Below are 17,217 nucleotides of genomic sequence, written 5' to 3' on the forward strand. Positions count from 1 at the left end.
CGCTAAAACCTCAAGCCATTGATTCAAAACGGTTTTAATAAAATATGAACCGTATGGCACGACTTTCGCTCTACATTTCCTCAAAGCACGCCGAGTGAAGGCAGTCGGGCAAGGCCTGATTCGATAGCTGACTAATCGTCATCGGGCAGACTAAACTTACGCCAAATGTCCTACGGGACTGATGGATCAGTATGACGCGCAGCCCATAGCCGCTCTCACCCAGCCTGTAAGACAGACTTACTGCTTAGGGGCTCACGCCATATGAAATCACCCTCCCAGACCACTGCAATTGACTTCGACAGTGCCAAATTGCAACGCCTGGGCTTTGGTCAGCAGCCGCCTCTCCTGGCACGACCTGTCAGCCTGGCGCAATTGCGCCAGCAAATGAGCCTGCAACTGCAAACCAGCCTTGAGCCTCAACGCATCCTCGGTCTGTTTTTCCGCGAAGTTCAGCGCCTGGTGCCGCTGGACGCCTTGACCTACGTACACAACGGCAGCGACCTGCGCCTGGAGTTCGGGGCCCGCGGCCACCACTCGGCCAGCTACAGCCTCAGCCACGAAGGCGAGCACATGGGTGAGCTGGTGTTCCGCCGCAACCAGCGCTTCAGTGAACAGGAACTGGGCAATCTCGAATCGCTGCTGTCGGCCCTGCTGTATCCGATGCGCAATGCCCTGCTTTACCGTGCCGCCACGCAAAGCGCGCTGCGTGATCCACTGACTGGAGCCGGCAACCGCATTGCCATGGAGCAGACGCTGCACCGCGAAATCGAGATGTCCCGCCGGCACCTGCAACCGCTGTCGTTGCTGATGCTGGACATCGATCATTTCAAACAGGTCAACGACCTCCATGGTCACAGCGCCGGCGACGATGTGCTCAAAGCCGTGGCGGCATCGATCAAGGGCCAGTTGCGCAACGTCGACATGGTGTTCCGTTATGGCGGGGAAGAGTTTCTGATCCTGCTGTCCAATACCGGGCGCGATGCGGCCGCCATGGTTGGTGAGCGCCTGCGTCAGGCAGCACAGGCCCAGGATTACTACGCCAATAACCAATTGATCGAACTGACCGTGAGCCTCGGCTGCTCGACCCTGTTGCCGGGCGAATCCGCCGACAGCCTGCTGCGCCGCGCCGACAGCGCGCTGTATGTGGCCAAGCGCGAAGGGCGAAATCGCCTGACCATGGCGGGCTGATTATTCGCAGCCAACAAAAAACGGGAGCCGAGGCTCCCGTTTTTTTTGGATGTCGTCGAAATCAGCTCTCGACCAGCGCCCGACGTTCACGCCCGACCAACACCCGCTCCGACAGCTCAAGCTGCATGCAGCGCTCGAGGAACAGGTACATGTAGTCGTAGCTCTTGCAAATGGCCTGTCGCAGTTCCGCCTGCAAGGCTTTGCTCGGGTTCAATCCGGCCAGGGTACAGATGATCTCCAGCGCCTCCCACGGATGGGCATCATCGTACTGGGCGTGCATCTTCAGCCACTTCATGGCCCGCTTGCGATCCTCTTCAGGGAAGGCCGCAGCGTAGACCCCCGTCGAACACACCAGCGCCGACCACTCCCCGGTCGCGCCCTCGATGGCGTAGTTGGTGGCCGCGATGGCCACGATCAGTGAATCCGCCGAACTGGTGTGCCAGCACCAGTGGCTCAGGGCATGCAATTCCGGTGGCACTTGCTGCGCCTGCAGGTCTTCCAGGCTCACCCCATGGGCCCGGCTCCAGTGCAGCCAGTAATCGGCATGGTTGAGTTCGACGCGAATGTTGCGCATCAACCAGCGCCGCGCCATGTCTTCACCCGGATGGCGGGCGAATTTGGTCTTGGTGAGATTCTGCGCCATGTACAACGCGAATTGCTCAACGACGGGCCAGCCCCCGATCAGGTACTGGCGCATGGTTTTGGCGCTGAGCTTGTTATCACGCATGCGCAGATAAAGTTCATGTTCGACAACCCGGCGTTTGCTCTCGCTGCAATCCTGGATCAACTGTTGCGCCCAGGCGGGATAACTTGCAGCTTCCATGAGTGGTCCGGTTCGGTTGAATGTGTCGATCACTGTTCGGCTCCTTTTGATTTGTGATTGTACGGATCGGCAAGAGACTTCAACGGAACGTGCCAGGCGCCTTGAATAACAACGGCTGCGGTCTGGCGGGTCGACTTTGCAAACTGTCACAGGTAAACAACTGCGGGCGTTCTACGACATAACCCTGAGCGTAATCCACGCCGATTTCAAGCAATGCCTGCTCGATCTGCGCTGTTTCGACAAACTCGGCAATTGTCTGCTTACCCATGACATGCCCGATGTGATTGATCACTTCGACCATTGCACGGTTAATCGGGTCGTCCAGCATATCCTTTACGAAACTCCCGTCGATCTTCAGGAAGTCTACAGGCAAATGTTTCAGATAAGCGAATGAAGACATTCCGGCACAAAAGTCATCCAGTGAGAAATAACACCCCAAGCCTTTGAGTTCATTAATAAATCTGATTGCACTCCCGAGATTTGCAATAGCACTGGTTTCTGTAATTTCAAAACAAATCATTTCAGGCGGTACGCCGTAGTTATCAAACTGCTCACGTAGAAAGTGCAAGAACGCGTCATCTCCGATAGTAATGCCTGAAAGATTAATCGCACACATTGCCAGAGGCCGTTCGCACTCTTCGTTAATACATTGAGCAATAACCTTAAATACATTCTGCACAACCCAGCGATCCAGCGAAGTCATCAAACCGTAACGTTCCGCCGCCGGTATGAAACTGTCCGGCAGAATCATCCGGCCCGCTTCGTCATGCAGGCGCAGCAGAATTTCGATGTGTCCGCGGGTGCCACCGGCAACCGAACCCAGCGGGGCGATTTCCTGGGCGTAGAGGCAGAAGCGGTTTTCCTCCAGGGCCATGTGCAGGCGTTGCACCCAGGCCATCTCGCCAAAGCGCAGGGACAACTCCGAGTCGTCGGCGTGGTAAACCTGCACCCGGTTGCGGCCCTTTTCCTTGGCCATGTAGCAAGCCATGTCGGCGGCCCGCAGCGAGGCTTCGAGGGTGGTCGGCGTCTGCGCGACGTGCACCAGACCGATACTCACGGTGGTCAGGAACGGCCGCCCCTTCCAGACGAAATGCAGGTTCTGCACGGTCTGACGCAAGCTCTCGGCGATCTTCTCGGCCGCCTCCGGCGCGCAGTTCTCCAGCAGGATGCCGAACTCGTCGCCGCCCAGCCGCGCCAGGGTGTCGCCCTCGCGCAGACCCGATTGCAGCAACGCACAGATATGCCGCAGCAACTCATCGCCGGCCGCATGCCCGCAGGTATCGTTGACCAGTTTGAACTGATCCAGATCGAGGAACATCAGCGCATGCCGCCCCGGCTGCCGGGTCAGGTTGTGCAGGGCCTGTTCGAGGCGGTATTCGAACTCGCGACGGTTGGCCAGCCCGGTCAGCGCATCGTGAGTGGCCTGCCACGACAGATTGGCGATGTATTGCCGCTCCTGGGTCATGTCATGCAGCACCAGCACAGTGCCACTGACCTTGCCGGCATTGCGGATCGGCGCGCCGACCAGGGTCACCGACACGGTGCTGCCGTCCAGCCGCTGGATCAGCTTCGAATGTTCGCTGCCGCCGGTGAGCTGGCCACTGAGAATGTGCTCGATCAGGGTCAGCCCTTCGGTCTGGGCATTGTCATCCAGCAAGTTGAACAACGCCGCCAGCGGCAGACCGGCAGCCTGCTCGGCCTTCCAGTGGGTCAACGCCTCGGCGGCCGGGTTCATGTAATCGATCGCCCCGCTCACATCGGTGGTGATCACCCCGTCGCCAATCGAGTGCAGGGTCACATGGGCCCGGTCTTTTTCCAGTTGCAGCGCTTCGGCAAAGGCATGTCGCTGCTTGAGCAGTTTGCGGGTGCGCAGCAGCGCCAGCACGATCAAGCCCAGCGCGGTGGCGAGGTTGGTGAACAGCAGCAGGCGCAGGATCATCCGCGAGCCTTCACCCAAGGCATCGCTGAACGCCTTGGCAGCCGGGGTCACGCCGTCGTTGATCGCAAAGATCCGGTCTTTCCAGCGGCGGATATCGGCCTCGGTGGCAGCATCGGCAGTGATGCGCTGATGCATCTCCTGCGCCACGCCGTCGAGTTCCACCAGATAGGCGTCGCCCAGCGTCCAGCGGTCGATGGCGGTTTCCAGATAGCTGAAGTGACGGAAATTCAGGTACAGCCAGATCAGGCTGGAAACGTCGTCCGGGTGGTTGCCGCCCTTGAGAATGCCCTCACGCGCCGCCTGCAGGTCGGGCGGTTGCTTGTCCAGTGCCAGCCTTAGCTGATGACCGCCCTGGGGTACGGCAATGGCGTTCTGGTATTTGAGGTAAATCGCCTTGTCGCGGCTGTCCGCGTACAGGTTGAGGTAATAGATCGCGTCTTTCTGCCCCTTGGACCAGAGGCTTTCACCGGCGACATAGCCGCGAACGGCCGACAGGACGTAGAGACTCACGCCCCCCAGCAAGGCTTGAAACAACACGACGGCGATAAATGGCCAGACGATGCCCAGCAACCGTGGCGTTCCGAGAGTCCGCTTTTGCTTCATGGAGTTCCTTGCGTGGTCACTGCCTGATTGTCCGTCTCTATCAGACCAACCCCCAAAGACTAGGAGGCGTTCGGGGTTCCGGCAAGCGGCGGATCCGCCTCAGTTCAGGACAAACGCAGAATAGACATATGCATAGCCATGATCACTGGCGGAATCGAATTACCGGGTACTTCAGACCTTCTTTACAGGCACTCATACCGAGTTTCAATAACACGCCAGACTCCCCGGGCAGACCTGCGCACCCCGAGCGCCGCATCAGCACTTCGTTGTTGCTCGACAGGCAGGCACACACCTGTGCCAGCACACCCCAAAAAGGGTACCGCTAAGGATATGTCGAAGACTCAAGGTGTTGCGGGGCTGATCTACAACCGCTGCAAATGCCCATAAAGCTTGGCGTACAACCCGCCATCGGCAATCAGTTGCTGATGGTCGCCATCTTCGGCCACTTGCCCGCCGTCGAACACCAGCACCCGGTCCGCCTGCTTCACCGCTGACAAGCGGTGGGCGATGATCAGCGTGGTGCGGCCATGGAGGAAGCGCGCCATGGCCTGGTGCAGGTTGTATTCGGTGGCGGCGTCGAGGGCTGACGTCGCCTCGTCGAGGATCACCACTTTCGGCTCGGCGAGAATCATCCGCGCAATCGCCAGCCGTTGCCGCTGACCGCCAGACAGGCGCACGCCGGAGCGGCCGACGATGCTGTCCAGACCATCCGGCAAGGCGCGGATGGTGGATTCGAGCTGGGCGATTTCCAGTGCCTGCCAGCAGGCCTCATCGCTGCGGGTGCGGCCCATGGTCAGGTTGGCGCGCACGCTGTCGTTGAACAGCGCCGGATGTTGCAGCACCACCGCGACGTTTTCCCGAACCGTTTCCAGGCCGATTTCCTGCTGGGTCGATCCGCCGAAACGGATCGTCCCGGCCAGCGGTGTGTACAGGCCCAGCAGCAATTGCACGAGGGTACTTTTGCCGCCGCCGCTGGCGCCGACAATCGCCACTTTCTCGCCCGGAGCGATGGACAGGTTCAACTGATCCAGCACCAGTTCGTCGCCGTAACCGAAGCTCAGACCCTGCACCTGAATCCCGACGGTATCGCGGCCCTTGAACGGGTCGACGCCGCCGGGGTATTGCGGCTCGTCGGCACGGGCCAGCAGTTCGTTGATCCGCGACAGCGCACCGCCTGCCGCGTAGTAGGCGTATTGCAGGTTCAATAGCTGTTCGACCGGGCCGATCATGAACCACAGGTAGCTGAACACCGCGAGCATCTGGCCAATCGACAGGTCAGAGAACAGCACCGTCAACATGGCCGCCGCGCGAAAAATGTCGATGCCGAACTGGAACAACAGACCACTGGCGCGGTTCGAGGCGTCGGTCTTCCACTGCGAGTTGACCGCGTAGTTGCGCACTTCCTGAGCCCGCAGGCCGAGGCGTCCGAGGAAGAAGCCCTGGCGGTTGCCGGCGCGCACTTCCTGGATCGCATCGAGGGTTTCGCTCAGCGCCTGGGTGAAGCGCGAGGTGCTGTCGTTCTCCAGTTTCTTCAGGTGCTTGACCCGCTTGCCCAACTGCACCGTGGCGTAGATCACCAGCGGGTTGAACAGCAGGATCAGCAGCGCCAGTTTCCAGTGCATCCACATCAGGATGCTGGCAGTGCCGACCAGGGTCAGCATCGCCACCAGAAAACGGCTGAGGGTTTCGCCGACAAATTTGTCGAGGGTGTCGAGGTCGGTCACCAGGTGTGTGGTGACCGTGCCGCTGCCCAGGCTTTCGTATTCGCCGAGGGAGATCCGTTTGAGTCGTTCAATCAAACGCACGCGAATGCGATAAACGATGTCCTTGGCCAGCCGCGCAAACAACCGCGCCTGCAACACGCCAAAACACAGGGCACTGCAACGCAGAGTCAGCGTCACCACCAGCATCAGGCCGATATAGCCCGCCGCTTGCTGCCACATCGAAGGCAGCACATGGTTCATGACTTTCAGCGCGGCATCGCCGTGGCCGAGCAGGACTTCGTCCACCAGCAACGGCAACAGCAGCGGAATCGGCACGCTGCACAGCGTCGCCAGTACGGCCACGCCGTTGGCGATCCACAGGGATTTTTTGTGATGAAGTGCCAGTCGCCGGACTTCAGCCCAGCTCAGCCGGTCGACACGCTTGACGGCTGGCGTGTCATCGGCCGGGTCAGACACAGGCCGCGCGCTCCAGCCATCGACCGAGCAACGGTGACAGTTCACTGAGCGGCTGGTAGCCGTTGGTCAGCAACGCCAGTTGGCCGTTGCGTTCGGCGAGCAGGGTCGGGAATCCGGCGATGCCCAGATCCTGCACCCAACTGAAATCGGCCTGGGTCGCCTTGTGTAGATCGGCATGATCGAACAGGGCAGCAAATTCGATACGCGGGACGCCGGCCTGCTCCGCCAGCTCCACCAGAACGCTGGCCTGGGTGACATCGCGACCTTCGGCGTAAAACGCGTGCTGGATCAACCCGACCAGTTTCCACGCGCAATCCGGTGCCAGACTGCGCGCGGTGACGATGGCCCGGCAGGCAGGCTCGGTGTCGTAGACAAAACCGTCCGGCAACGCGCCTTCCAGCTTGAACGGCTGGCCGGTGGCCTCGGTGACCGCTTGCCAGTGTTCGAGAATGTAGCGCCGGGTGGTTGGTTCAAGTGCTGCACCACTGCCGGTGCGCAACCCGCCGACCACCAGGTGCAGTTCCACCCCGGCTGCCTGCGCCTGCTCCACCAATGCCTTGGCGACCGGGGCAAATCCCCAGCACCACGAACACATCGGATCCATCACATAGAGCAGGCGTGCAGACATGATTAAGCCTCGGTGGATGCTTGCTTATAGTTGTAGCCGATCGGGTGCGGCATGTTGCGCGCTTTTGCCAGTTCGATCTGCTTCTGGCGGTCGATCGCACTGCGGCGGGTCTTCTCGCTCAGGGTGTCCCAGCAGTGCGGGCAGCTGATGCCGGCCACGTAATGCTCGGAGGCGCGATCTTCAACGCTGACCGGGGTGCGGCAGGCATGGCACTGATCGTAGTCGCCTTCGCTCAGGTCATGACGCACGGTCACACGGTTGTCGAAGACGAAGCAGTCGCCCTGCCATTTGGTCTCTTCCTGCGGCACCTCTTCGAGGTATTTCAGGATGCCGCCCTTGAGGTGATAAACCTCTTCGAAGCCTTCGCCGAGCATGTAGCTCGAGGCTTTTTCGCAGCGAATGCCACCAGTGCAGAACATCGCGACCTTCTTGTGCACGGCCGGGTCGAAGTGTTCTTTGATGTAGTCGGGGAATTCGCGAAAACTGGTGGTTTTCGGATCGATGGCGCCTTCGAAGGTGCCGATCGAGACTTCGTAATCGTTGCGGGTGTCGATCAGCAGCACTTCCGGGTCGCTGATCAATGCATTCCAGTCCTGCGGTTCGACGTAGGTGCCGACCTTCTTGTTCGGGTCGACGCCTTCGACGCCCAGGGTCACGATCTCTTTCTTGAGTTTGACCTTGGTGCGGTAGAACGGCTGCTCGTCGCAGTACGATTCCTTGTGGTCGATATCGACCATGCGTGGATCGTTGCGCAGCCAGGCCAGCAGGCCGTCGATGCCTTCACGGTTGCCGGAAACCGTGCCGTTGATGCCTTCTTCGGCGATCAGCAGGGTGCCTTTGATGCCGTTGTCGACCATCGCTTGCAGCAGCGGCTCGCGCAGGTTGACGTAATCTTCGAGGGTGACGAACTTGTACAGTGCCGCCACGACAATCGGTTGTGTCATGGGTATTTCTCCAGGTGGCTACCCTCGTAAAGGGTGAACCGGATGCGAAAAAAAACGCGCCGGGTGAGCGGCGCGTTGCGGATTCTAGCAAAAAACCTCAGTTCATTGCTGCAAGGCTCAATGCTTGCTGCCGCCGGCACAGGTCGGCGACGCCGGAGCGACGCCTGTCTCTGCCCATTCCTGCGGGGTGTAGGTGTGCAGCGCCAACGCATGGAACTCGCCCATCAGCTCGCCGAGCGTGCCGTAGACTTTCTGGTGGCGCTTGACCCGGTTCAGGCCTTCGAACTGCGCACTGACCACCACTGCCTTGAAGTGGGTCTGCAACCCGCGACTGTGCATGTGGCTTTCGTCCAGCACTTGCAGATGCTCAGGCTGAAGCAGCGCCAGCGTCGATTCGATGCGTTGTTGCATGGTCATCACGAACTCCGCTTACTTCTTCTTGGCCGGAGCCGCGCCTTTCGGTGCCAGCTCGTTGGTCATGTCGTCCAGCAGCTTGTTGACCACCGGTACTGCGCTTTCCAGTTTGGCCTGGGTCATCTGGGCCGATTGCTGAGTCAGCTGCGGCATTTTTTCCAGGACTTTCTTGCCCAGTGGCGACTGGTAGAACGCGACCAGGTCTTTGAGCTCGGACTCGCTGAAGTTGCTGGTGTAGAGCTTGACCATGTCCGGTTTCAGCTTGTTCCAGCCAATGGCCTGATCAAGAGCGGCGTTGGCCTTGGCCTGGTAGGTATCCAGAACGGCTTTCTTGGATTCCGGCGCCTTGGTCTGTTCAAAACGCTGGGCGAACATCTGCTGAACCTGCATGTACACCGGAGTGCCCAGCTTGTCAGCGTGTGCCAGGGTCAGGAAAGCTTCGGCACTGGCGTTGTGGCTGGCGGTATCGGCAAGCACCTGGCCGCTGGCGCAAACCAGGGCAACCGCGGTGCAGATGGCACGAAGACGAGTCATCGAGTTTCCTTTTCAGCTAGGCGAGGTAAAACCCCAAGGGCGACCATTCTGCGCCTGAATAACGCTGCGGCTCAACCCCCGGGCCTTGCCGCGCTTGATTGGCGGGGATTTGCCGGTCAACAATCGGCCGGAGGGAACCACCCGGGCCGACACCGGCCTAAACTGCGCAAACAGACCAACAGGAGTGTGCACGATGAGCCGTATCGAAACCGACAGCCTGGGCCAGATCGAGGTCCCGGACGACGCTTACTGGGGCGCTCAGACGCAACGCTCGCTGATCAACTTCGCCATCGGCCAGGAACGCATGCCCTTGCCGGTACTGCACGCCCTGGCCCTGATCAAGAAAGCCGCGGCCCGGGTCAACGACCGCAACGGCGACCTGCCCGCCGACATCGCCCGCCTGATCGAACAGGCCGCCGACGAAGTGCTCGACGGCCAGCATGACGACCAGTTCCCGCTGGTGGTCTGGCAGACCGGTAGCGGCACCCAAAGCAACATGAACGCCAACGAAGTGATTGCCGGCCGCGCCAATGAACTGGCCGGCAACCCGCGCGGCGGCAAGACGCCGGTGCACCCCAACGATCACGTCAACCGCTCGCAGAGTTCCAACGACTGCTTCCCCACCGCCATGAGCATCGCCACCGCGCAAGCAGTGCAGGGCCAACTGCTGCCGGCCATCGCCGAGCTGTCGGGTGGCCTGGCCGAGCTGTCGGCGCGGCACATGAAACTGGTGAAGACCGGCCGCACTCACATGATGGACGCCACGCCGATCACCTTCGGCCAGGAGATTTCCGGCTTCATAGCGCAGCTGGATTACGCCGAACGGGCAATTCGCGCGGCGCTGCCGGCAGTCTGCGAGCTGGCACAGGGCGGCACCGCGGTCGGCACCGGGCTCAACTCGCCCCACGGTTTCGGCGAAGCGATTGCCGCTGAACTGGCGGCGTTGTCCGGTCTGCCGTTCGTCACCGCACCGAACAAGTTTGCTGCCCTCGCCGGCCATGAGCCGCTGACCACGCTGTCCGGCGCCCTGAAAACCCTCGCCGTGGCGCTGATGAAAATCGCCAACGATCTGCGCCTGCTGGGTTCCGGTCCGCGTGCCGGGTTTGCCGAAGTGCGCCTGCCGGCCAACGAGCCGGGCAGTTCGATCATGCCCGGCAAGGTCAACCCGACCCAGTGCGAGGCGTTGTCGATGCTGGCTTGTCAGGTGCTGGGCAATGACGTGGCGATCGGTTTTGCCGCCAGCCAGGGTCACCTGCAACTGAACGTGTTCAAACCGGTGATCATCCACAACCTGCTGCAATCGATCCGCCTGCTGGCCGATGGCTGCAGCAACTTCCAGCAGCACTGCATCGCCGGGCTGGAACCGGATGCAGAAGTCATGGCGAAACATCTGGAACGCGGCCTGATGCTGGTGACCGCGCTAAACCCGCACATCGGCTACGACAAATCGGCGGAAATCGCCAAGAAGGCCTACAGCGAAGGCAAGACCCTGCGCGAAGCGGCGTTGGAGCTGGGTTATCTGACCGATGAAGAGTTCGATGCCTGGGTGCGGCCGGAGAACATGATCGAGGCCGGTGCCAAGGGCTGAGTCATCCCGCCCCTTCCCGTGCGCGGCACGGGAAGGGTCATCCGACCAACAGTTTCGCCCGCCGGGCCTTGAGCCCGGCAATCAGCGAAGGCCCCAGCGCTACCAGCGCCGAACCCAGCACCACCAGCACCGCCCCGCCATACCCCAGCAGATTGATCTGCTCGGCATGCACATACTCAGGCCACACACCCGCCGCCACGGCCACCGCACCGAACGTCACCAACGGCGTGATCGCGAGCGTCGCGCTGACACGCGAAGCCTCCCAATGCGCCAGCGCCTCGGCAAATGCGCCGTAGGCGATCAGGGTGTTCATGCAGCACGCCAGCAACAGCCAGCCCTGCAACGGGTTCAGCGACAACGCTTCGAGCGGATGCACCCAAGGCGTCAGCAACATGGCACAGAACAGGTAGATCACCATCATCACCTGCAGCGAATTCCACACGGTCAGCAGTTGTTTCTGGCCCAGCGCATAGAAGGTCCAGACGGTCGACGCCAACAGCACCAGCAACACGCCGGCGGTGTAGTCAGACAAAGAGGTGAGCAATTCAGCCAGACGCTGATTGAAGAACAGCGCAAACCCGATCAACAGCACCGCCAGGCCAATGCCCTGACCGATACTGAAGCGTTCCTTGAACACAAAAAGGCTGGCGATCAGCAACATGATCGGCCCCATCTGCACCACCAGTTGCGCGGTGCCGGGGCTGAGCAGGTTCAGACCCATCAGATACAACACGTAGTTGCCCACCAGCCCGAGCACCGCCATCAGCACCAGCCAGCCACCCTTCGGACCGAGCACCTTGCGACTCGGCAAGCGTTTGGTCGCCGCCAGATAAATGAACAAGCAGCCGCCGGACACCAGCAGGCGAAACCAGGTCACCGTGACCGGGTCCATCACCACCAGCACCTGCTTGAGCTTGATCGGCAGGATTCCCCACAGAAACGCCGTCAACAACGCCAGGAACATGCCGTACACCCAACGACCCGATGAAACGTGCATGTGAACCCCAAGCGCCAGAGACAGGAGCGCTCATTCTAGGCACACAGACCCTGCCCGACACAGGGACAGTTGTGCTCCAGCCGCAAATGAAACTGTGCAGGTCGCAGCAGAAAATTGACGATGGGCCGTTGATCGGCTGCCCGGGCAAGGTAAGTGGTTCAGGCATAAGCTGATTGGATCCAGCCCGGGATATCACTCACCAAGGAGACCCCGTCATGTTAGGCATGCGCGCCCAGGATCCCGCCCCCGCCACGCACTTTCGCAGCGACCGCGTGTGCCGGGTCAACGGCGAACTGTATTTCAGCACCCGGGAAAACACCCTCGAAGGGCCGTTCGACAGCCCCGAGAAAGCCGAGCAGGAAATCCGCGCGTACATCGCGCGGATGCAATTGATGGATTCCGGCAGGCCGGTCTAGCGTACGGCTTCGAACAACCCGGTCGCGCCCATCCCGCCGCCCACGCACATGGTCACGATCCCGTAACGCAGATTGCGCCGCTGCAACTCGCGCACCAGATGCCCGACCTGCCGTGACCCGGTCATGCCGAACGGGTGACCGATGGAAATCGAGCCGCCGTTGACGTTGTACTTCTCGTTGTCGATTTCCAGACGATCACGGGCGTACAGACACTGCGAGGCGAACGCTTCGTTCAATTCCCACAGATCGATATCCGCCACCTGCAGGCCTTTGGCCTTGAGCAGCTTCGGCACCGAGAACACCGGACCGATGCCCATTTCGTCCGGCTCGCAACCGGCCACGGTGAACCCACGGAAAAACGCCTTCGGCTTGAGCCCCAGTTGCAGGGCTTTCTCCAGGCTCATCACCAGCGTCATCGAGGCGCCATCGGACAACTGCGACGAGTTGCCGGCAGTCACCGAACCGTCCTCGGCGAACACCGGTTTCAACCCGGCGAGGCTTTCATAGGTGGTGTCCGGGCGGTTGCAGTCGTCGTGATCGACGATGCCGTCGAGGATCTGCACTTCACCGCTGTTTTTGTCTTCAACGCGGTACTTCACCGCCATCGGCACGATTTCATCGTTGAACAGGCCGGCTGCCTGCGCCTGGGCGGTACGGATCTGACTTTGCAGCGAGTAACGATCCTGCACCTCGCGACTGACACCATAACGGCGCGCCACCACCTCGGCGGTCTGGCCCATGGTGTAGTAGATGCCGGGGGTCTGCTGCTTGAGCAACGGGTTGATCAGGTGATCGGTGTTGACGCTTTTCAGGGTCAGGCTGATCGACTCGACGCCGCCGGCGACGATGATGTCGCTGCAACCCGACGCGATCTGGTTGGCGGCAATCGCAATCGCCTGCAAGCCCGACGAACAGAAACGGTTGAGGGTCATGCCGGCAGTGCCGGTGCCCAGTTGCGAGAGCACCGCCACGTTGCGGCCGATGTTGTAGCCCTGGGCGCCTTCGTTGGAACCGGCGCCGACGATGCAGTCCTCGACGCTGGCCGGGTCGATGTCGTTGCGCGAGAGCAACGCATTGACGCAATGGGCCGCCATGTCATCGGGACGGGTCTGGTTGAACTTGCCGCGAAAGGACTTGGCCAGGCCGGTCCGTACGCTGTCGACGATCACCACTTCACGCATGGCATACCTCATTGTTGCAGTCGGTTGAGAGTGGACCGAGCATAAGTCCACCCAATCGCCGACCGCGACAATCATTCACCTCGCGTATGCGGGCCCATCGGTTCAGTCCTTGTGCTTTTTGGCTCGCTTGTCGGACTTTTCGAAAGCTTCTTCCAGCGCCCGGTTGATCGTACGCAGCACCTTGACCCGGGCCCAGCGCTTGTCATTGGCCTCGACCAGGGTCCACGGCGCGATTTCGGTGCTGGTGCGGTCGACCATGTCGCCGACGGCGGCGCGGTAGGCGTCCCACTTGTCACGGTTGCGCCAGTCGTCTTCGGTGATCTTGAAACGCTTGAACGGGATTTCTTCGCGCTCCTGAAATCGCTCCATCTGCGTGTCCTTGTCGATCGCCAGCCAGAACTTGACCACGATCACACCGGCATCGGCCAGTTGCTCCTCGAAGTCATTGATTTCACCATAGGCACGCATCCAGTCGGCGGTGCTGCAAAAGCCCTCGACCCGCTCCACCAGAACCCGGCCATACCACGAGCGGTCGAACACGGTGAATTTGCCCCGCGCCGGGATGTGCCGCCAGAACCGCCACAGATACGGCTGCGCCCTTTCCTCTTCAGTCGGCGCGGCAATCGGCACGATGCTGTATTGGCGCGGATCGAGCGCTGCCGCGACCCGGCGAATCGAACCGCCCTTGCCCGCCGCATCATTACCTTCGAACACCGCCACCAGCGCGTGACGACGCATGCGTTTGTCGCGCATGAGCCCCGATAGCCGCGCCTGTTCGGTGATCAATTGCTCTTCGTAGTCTTTCTTCTCCAGACGCTGAGTCAGGTTGAGGCTGTCGAGCAGGTTCAACTGATCCACCGACGAGCCCAGTGGCTGGGCGCTGACATCGTGCGGGTGCACATCGGGACGCTTCAGCGCATTTTGCAGGCCTTCGAGCAGGATCTTGCCGACCGTCAGGCTGCGGTAGTACGGGTCGACACCTTCGATGACATGCCATGGCGCGTAATCGCGGCTGGTACGGCGCAACACACGTTCGCCGTATTTGACGAACTTGTCGTAGGTCTGCGATTGCTGCCAGTCCAGCGGACTGATGCGCCAGCTGTGCAGCGGGTCATCGGCCAGGGCCTTGAGCCGCGCTTTCATCTGTTTCTTGGACAGGTGGAACCAGAACTTGAAGATCAGCGCGCCTTCATCGCAGAACATCTTTTCCATGCGCTCGGCGCCGGCAATCGCCTGATCCAGTCGCGGATCCTTGAACAAGCCGTGCACCCGGCCCTGCAGCATCTGGCTGTACCAGTTGCCGAAGAAAATCCCCATCCGCCCCTTGGCCGGCAGCATCCGCCAGTAGCGCCAGGCCGGTGGTCGCGCCAGCTCTTCATCGGTCTGCTGGTCGAAGGTGCGCACTTCGATCAGCCGCGGGTCCATCCATTCGTTGAGCAATTTCACCGTCTCGCCCTTGCCGGCGCCTTCGATGCCGTTGATCAAAATGATCACCGGGAAACGCTTCTGCTGCTGCAACTCGAACTGGGCCTCAAGTAAGGCTTCACGCAGGGCGGGCACGGCGGCTTCGTAGGTGTCTTTGTCGATGGCGTGACCGATTTCAGCGGATTCGAACATAGGGACGGCTCCTTCCAGGATTCAGCAAGACTAGCGGATTGGGCTCTGACGCGGCACAGAAATTCCCGCCGGCGGCGGATTGTCCTTGAGTCATCGTCGGCAAGGTTTGCCATGGATCAAGCGCCGCCTGCGTGATCGGCTAGAATGGCCGCCTTGTCGTTGCCGAGCCTGCCATGAAACCTGTAATGCCCCACGCCCAACTCGACTGGGATGACCAGGGACGCCCGCGTTCGCGAGTGTTCGACGATGTGTATTTTTCCGACCAGTCGGGGCTGGATGAAACCCGCTACGTGTTCCTTGAGCAGAACCGTCTGGCTGAGCGTTTTGCCGCTTTGTCAGCGGGTGGGCGACTGGTGATCGGTGAAACCGGGTTCGGCACCGGGCTGAATTTTCTCTGCGCCTGGCAGTTGTTCGAACAGCACGCGGTGGCCGGTGCGCGGCTGCACTTTGTCAGCGTCGAAAAATTTCCGTTGAGCCCCGCCGATCTGCAGCGCGCGCTGGCGTTGTGGCCCGACTTGAAGCCGTTCTCCGATCAGTTGCTCAAGCATTACGTGGCAATTCATCAGGGGTTTCAGCGCATTGTTCTGGATAACGGTCGCGTGACCCTGACGCTGCTGATCGGCGATGCACTGGAGCAGTTGCCGCAACTGGACGGCCAGATCGACGCATGGTTTCTCGACGGTTTCGCCCCGGCGAAAAACCCGGAGATGTGGACCGCCGAACTGTTCGCCGAACTGGCGCGATTGGCGGCGCCCGGCTCGACCATCAGCACGTTCACCAGCACCGGTTGGGTACGACGTCTGCTCAACGCCGCCGGCTTCAAGATGAAACGCACGCCGGGCATCGGCCACAAGTGGGAGATCCTGCGCGGCGAATTTCTCGGCTGGCCGCAGGATGTCCCATTGCCTGCAGCTGAAAAACCGTGGTTCGCCCGCCCGGCTCCGTTGACCGGTGAGCGTCGTGCCCTGGTGATCGGCGCCGGTCTGGCCGGTTGCGCCACGGCAGCCAGCCTCGCGGCGCGGGGTTGGCTGGTCAGTCTGCTGGAGCGGCATGACGCGGTGGCCCAGGAAGCCTCGGGCAACCCGCAAGGCGTGCTGTACCTGAAACTGTCCGCCCACGGCACCGCACTTTCGCAGTTGATCGTCAGTGGTTTCGGCTACACCCGACGTCTGCTGGAAAACCTGCAACGCGGTACCGACTGGGATGACTGCGGCGTGCTGCAATTGGCGTTCAACGAAAAAGAAGCCGAACGCCAGGTGCAACTGGCAGCAGCCTTCCCGGAGGATCTGCTGCAACTGATCGATCAGCGGCAGGCACAGCAACGCGCCGGTATCGGTCTGGCCCATGGCGGCCTGTTCTACCCGCAGGGTGGATGGGTTCACCCGCCAGCGCTGTGTCGGGCCCAGGCCGCGCAACCTGGCATTCAATTGCTCTGCCATCAGGATGTGCTTGATCTGCGCAAGGAGGGCGACCAGTGGCAAGCCTTCGACGGCAACCGACTGGTTGCCGAGGCCCCCGTTGTCGTGCTCGCCGGGGCCGCCGAGATCAAACGCTTTGCACAAAGTGCCGAACTGCCGCTCAAGCGCATTCGCGGACAGATCACCCGTCTGGCACAGACCGAAGTCAGCCAGGAACTGACCACGGTTGTCTGTGCCGAAGGTTATATAGCCCCCGCCCGACTGGGCGAACATACACTGGGCGCCAGTTTCGCCTTCAACAGCGATGACCTGACGCCGAGCACCGCCGAGCATCTGGGCAATCTGGCGATGCTCGAAGAAATCTCCAGCGACCTGGCATTGCGCCTGCACATCAAGGACCAGGATCCGGAGCGCCTTGAAGGACGGGCCGCTTTCCGCTGCACCAGCCCCGATTATCTGCCGATCGTCGGTCCTCTCGCTGACCGGGAGGCCTTCGATCAGGCCTTTGCCGCCCTGGGCAAGGATGCCCGGCAAGTGCCGGATATCGCCTGCCCGTGGCTGGACGGTTTGTACGTCAACAGTGGCCACGGTTCACGCGGCTTGATCACCGCGCCATTGTCGGGCGAATTGCTGGCTGCCTGGCTCGACAACGAACCGCTGCCACTGCCCCGCAGCGTGGCTGAATCGTGCCATCCCAACCGGTTTGCCCTGCGTCGGCTGATTCGAGGCAAATGACGGGAGACGCCG

General features: G+C 61.1%; 14 protein-coding genes. 4 read left to right on the forward strand and 10 right to left on the reverse strand.

The features are described from left to right. Nucleotides 1–261: 261 nt before the first annotated feature. Nucleotides 262–1,188: a GGDEF domain-containing protein gene (locus AC1RT4_RS25285; protein ID WP_493088737.1), complete on the forward strand. Its 927-nt coding sequence runs from the start codon at nt 262–264 to the stop codon at nt 1,186–1,188. Between the two features lie 61 nt (nt 1,189–1,249). On the opposite strand, the gene AC1RT4_RS25290 is transcribed toward AC1RT4_RS25285, so the two are convergent. From AC1RT4_RS25290 to AC1RT4_RS25320, 7 genes are all read right to left on the reverse strand, one after another. Further along, a complete protein-coding gene (locus AC1RT4_RS25290) occupies nt 1,250–2,044 on the reverse strand; it encodes an iron-containing redox enzyme family protein (RefSeq protein WP_007950902.1) in 795 nt (264 codons plus the stop codon). A gap of 46 nt (nt 2,045–2,090) precedes the next feature. Further along, nucleotides 2,091–4,553 carry an EAL domain-containing protein gene (locus AC1RT4_RS25295; RefSeq protein ID WP_493088740.1) on the reverse strand — a complete coding sequence of 821 codons (2,463 nt, stop codon included), beginning with the start codon at nt 4,551–4,553 and terminating at the stop codon, nt 2,091–2,093. Between the two features lie 362 nt (nt 4,554–4,915). After that, on the reverse strand, nt 4,916–6,733 hold the full coding sequence (locus tag AC1RT4_RS25300) for an ABC transporter ATP-binding protein (protein ID WP_493088742.1): 1,818 nt from the start codon (nt 6,731–6,733) through the stop codon (nt 4,916–4,918). After that, the gene (locus tag AC1RT4_RS25305; protein ID WP_493088838.1) at nt 6,726–7,328 is read right to left on the reverse strand and encodes a DsbA family protein; all 603 of its coding nucleotides are present in this window, start codon (nt 7,326–7,328) and stop codon (nt 6,726–6,728) included. Before AC1RT4_RS25305 ends, AC1RT4_RS25300 begins: the two co-directional genes overlap by 8 nt. Nucleotides 7,329–7,363: 35 nt before the next feature. Next, complete coding sequence (gene trhO, locus AC1RT4_RS25310; protein WP_273905134.1) at nt 7,364–8,305, reverse strand: oxygen-dependent tRNA uridine(34) hydroxylase TrhO; 942 nt, start codon at nt 8,303–8,305, stop codon at nt 7,364–7,366. 117 nt (nt 8,306–8,422) lie between these two features. Beyond that, complete coding sequence (locus AC1RT4_RS25315) at nt 8,423–8,722, reverse strand: BolA family protein (protein WP_007950896.1); 300 nt, start codon at nt 8,720–8,722, stop codon at nt 8,423–8,425. A gap of 12 nt (nt 8,723–8,734) precedes the next feature. Continuing rightward, nucleotides 8,735–9,253 carry a DUF2059 domain-containing protein gene (locus tag AC1RT4_RS25320; protein WP_007950895.1) on the reverse strand — a complete coding sequence of 173 codons (519 nt, stop codon included), beginning with the start codon at nt 9,251–9,253 and terminating at the stop codon, nt 8,735–8,737. A 193-nt stretch (nt 9,254–9,446) separates the two neighbouring features. Here AC1RT4_RS25320 and AC1RT4_RS25325 point away from each other — a divergent pair, with 193 nt between their 5' ends. Continuing rightward, nucleotides 9,447–10,841: a class II fumarate hydratase gene (locus AC1RT4_RS25325; protein WP_074688044.1), complete on the forward strand. Its 1,395-nt coding sequence runs from the start codon at nt 9,447–9,449 to the stop codon at nt 10,839–10,841. Nucleotides 10,842–10,878: 37 nt separating this feature from the next. Here AC1RT4_RS25325 and AC1RT4_RS25330 read toward each other — a convergent pair whose 3' ends face one another. Beyond that, on the reverse strand, nt 10,879–11,838 hold the full coding sequence (locus AC1RT4_RS25330; RefSeq protein WP_007950893.1) for a DMT family transporter: 960 nt from the start codon (nt 11,836–11,838) through the stop codon (nt 10,879–10,881). A gap of 215 nt (nt 11,839–12,053) precedes the next feature. On the opposite strand from AC1RT4_RS25330, the gene AC1RT4_RS25335 reads away from it, so the two are divergent. Beyond that, nucleotides 12,054–12,254, forward strand: coding sequence for a DUF6316 family protein (locus AC1RT4_RS25335; RefSeq protein ID WP_493088747.1), 201 nt, complete (start codon nt 12,054–12,056; stop codon nt 12,252–12,254). On the opposite strand, the gene AC1RT4_RS25340 is transcribed toward AC1RT4_RS25335, so the two are convergent. Together AC1RT4_RS25340 and pap are read right to left on the reverse strand one after the other, a co-directional pair. Then, nucleotides 12,251–13,435, reverse strand: coding sequence for a thiolase family protein (locus AC1RT4_RS25340; protein WP_493088749.1), 1,185 nt, complete (start codon nt 13,433–13,435; stop codon nt 12,251–12,253). The genes AC1RT4_RS25335 and AC1RT4_RS25340 overlap by 4 nt on opposite strands. Before the next feature lie 102 nt (nt 13,436–13,537). Next, nucleotides 13,538–15,052 (reverse strand): polyphosphate:AMP phosphotransferase, encoded by a 1,515-nt coding sequence (gene pap, locus AC1RT4_RS25345; protein WP_262159924.1) that lies wholly within the window; start codon nt 15,050–15,052, stop codon nt 13,538–13,540. 173 nt (nt 15,053–15,225) lie between these two features. On the opposite strand from pap, the gene mnmC reads away from it, so the two are divergent. Further along, complete coding sequence (gene mnmC, locus AC1RT4_RS25350; RefSeq protein ID WP_493088751.1) at nt 15,226–17,205, forward strand: bifunctional tRNA (5-methylaminomethyl-2-thiouridine)(34)-methyltransferase MnmC2/FAD-dependent 5-carboxymethylaminomethyl-2-thiouridine(34) oxidoreductase MnmC1; 1,980 nt, start codon at nt 15,226–15,228, stop codon at nt 17,203–17,205. The last annotated feature ends 12 nt before the right edge of the window (nt 17,206–17,217 follow it).

Source organism: Pseudomonas sp. GW821-FHT11D10 (assembly GCF_058808435.1).

Excerpts from the sequence above, each read along its gene's own strand:
- AC1RT4_RS25285 (WP_493088737.1), top strand. The coding sequence starts at position 262 with ATGAAATCACCCTCCCAGACCACTGCAATTGACTTCGACAGTGCCAAA.
- AC1RT4_RS25295 (WP_493088740.1), bottom strand. The coding sequence starts at position 4,553 with ATGAAGCAAAAGCGGACTCTCGGAACGCCACGGTTGCTGGGCATCGTC.
- AC1RT4_RS25305 (WP_493088838.1), bottom strand. The coding sequence starts at position 7,328 with ATGTGTTCGTGGTGCTGGGGATTTGCCCCGGTCGCCAAGGCATTGGTG.
- trhO (WP_273905134.1), bottom strand. The coding sequence starts at position 8,305 with ATGACACAACCGATTGTCGTGGCGGCACTGTACAAGTTCGTCACCCTC.
- AC1RT4_RS25315 (WP_007950896.1), bottom strand. The coding sequence starts at position 8,722 with ATGACCATGCAACAACGCATCGAATCGACGCTGGCGCTGCTTCAGCCT.
- AC1RT4_RS25320 (WP_007950895.1), bottom strand. The coding sequence starts at position 9,253 with ATGACTCGTCTTCGTGCCATCTGCACCGCGGTTGCCCTGGTTTGCGCC.
- AC1RT4_RS25325 (WP_074688044.1), top strand. The coding sequence starts at position 9,447 with ATGAGCCGTATCGAAACCGACAGCCTGGGCCAGATCGAGGTCCCGGAC.
- AC1RT4_RS25330 (WP_007950893.1), bottom strand. The coding sequence starts at position 11,838 with ATGCACGTTTCATCGGGTCGTTGGGTGTACGGCATGTTCCTGGCGTTG.
- AC1RT4_RS25335 (WP_493088747.1), top strand. The coding sequence starts at position 12,054 with ATGTTAGGCATGCGCGCCCAGGATCCCGCCCCCGCCACGCACTTTCGC.
- AC1RT4_RS25340 (WP_493088749.1), bottom strand. The coding sequence starts at position 13,435 with ATGCGTGAAGTGGTGATCGTCGACAGCGTACGGACCGGCCTGGCCAAG.
- pap (WP_262159924.1), bottom strand. The coding sequence starts at position 15,052 with ATGTTCGAATCCGCTGAAATCGGTCACGCCATCGACAAAGACACCTAC.
- mnmC (WP_493088751.1), top strand. The coding sequence starts at position 15,226 with ATGAAACCTGTAATGCCCCACGCCCAACTCGACTGGGATGACCAGGGA.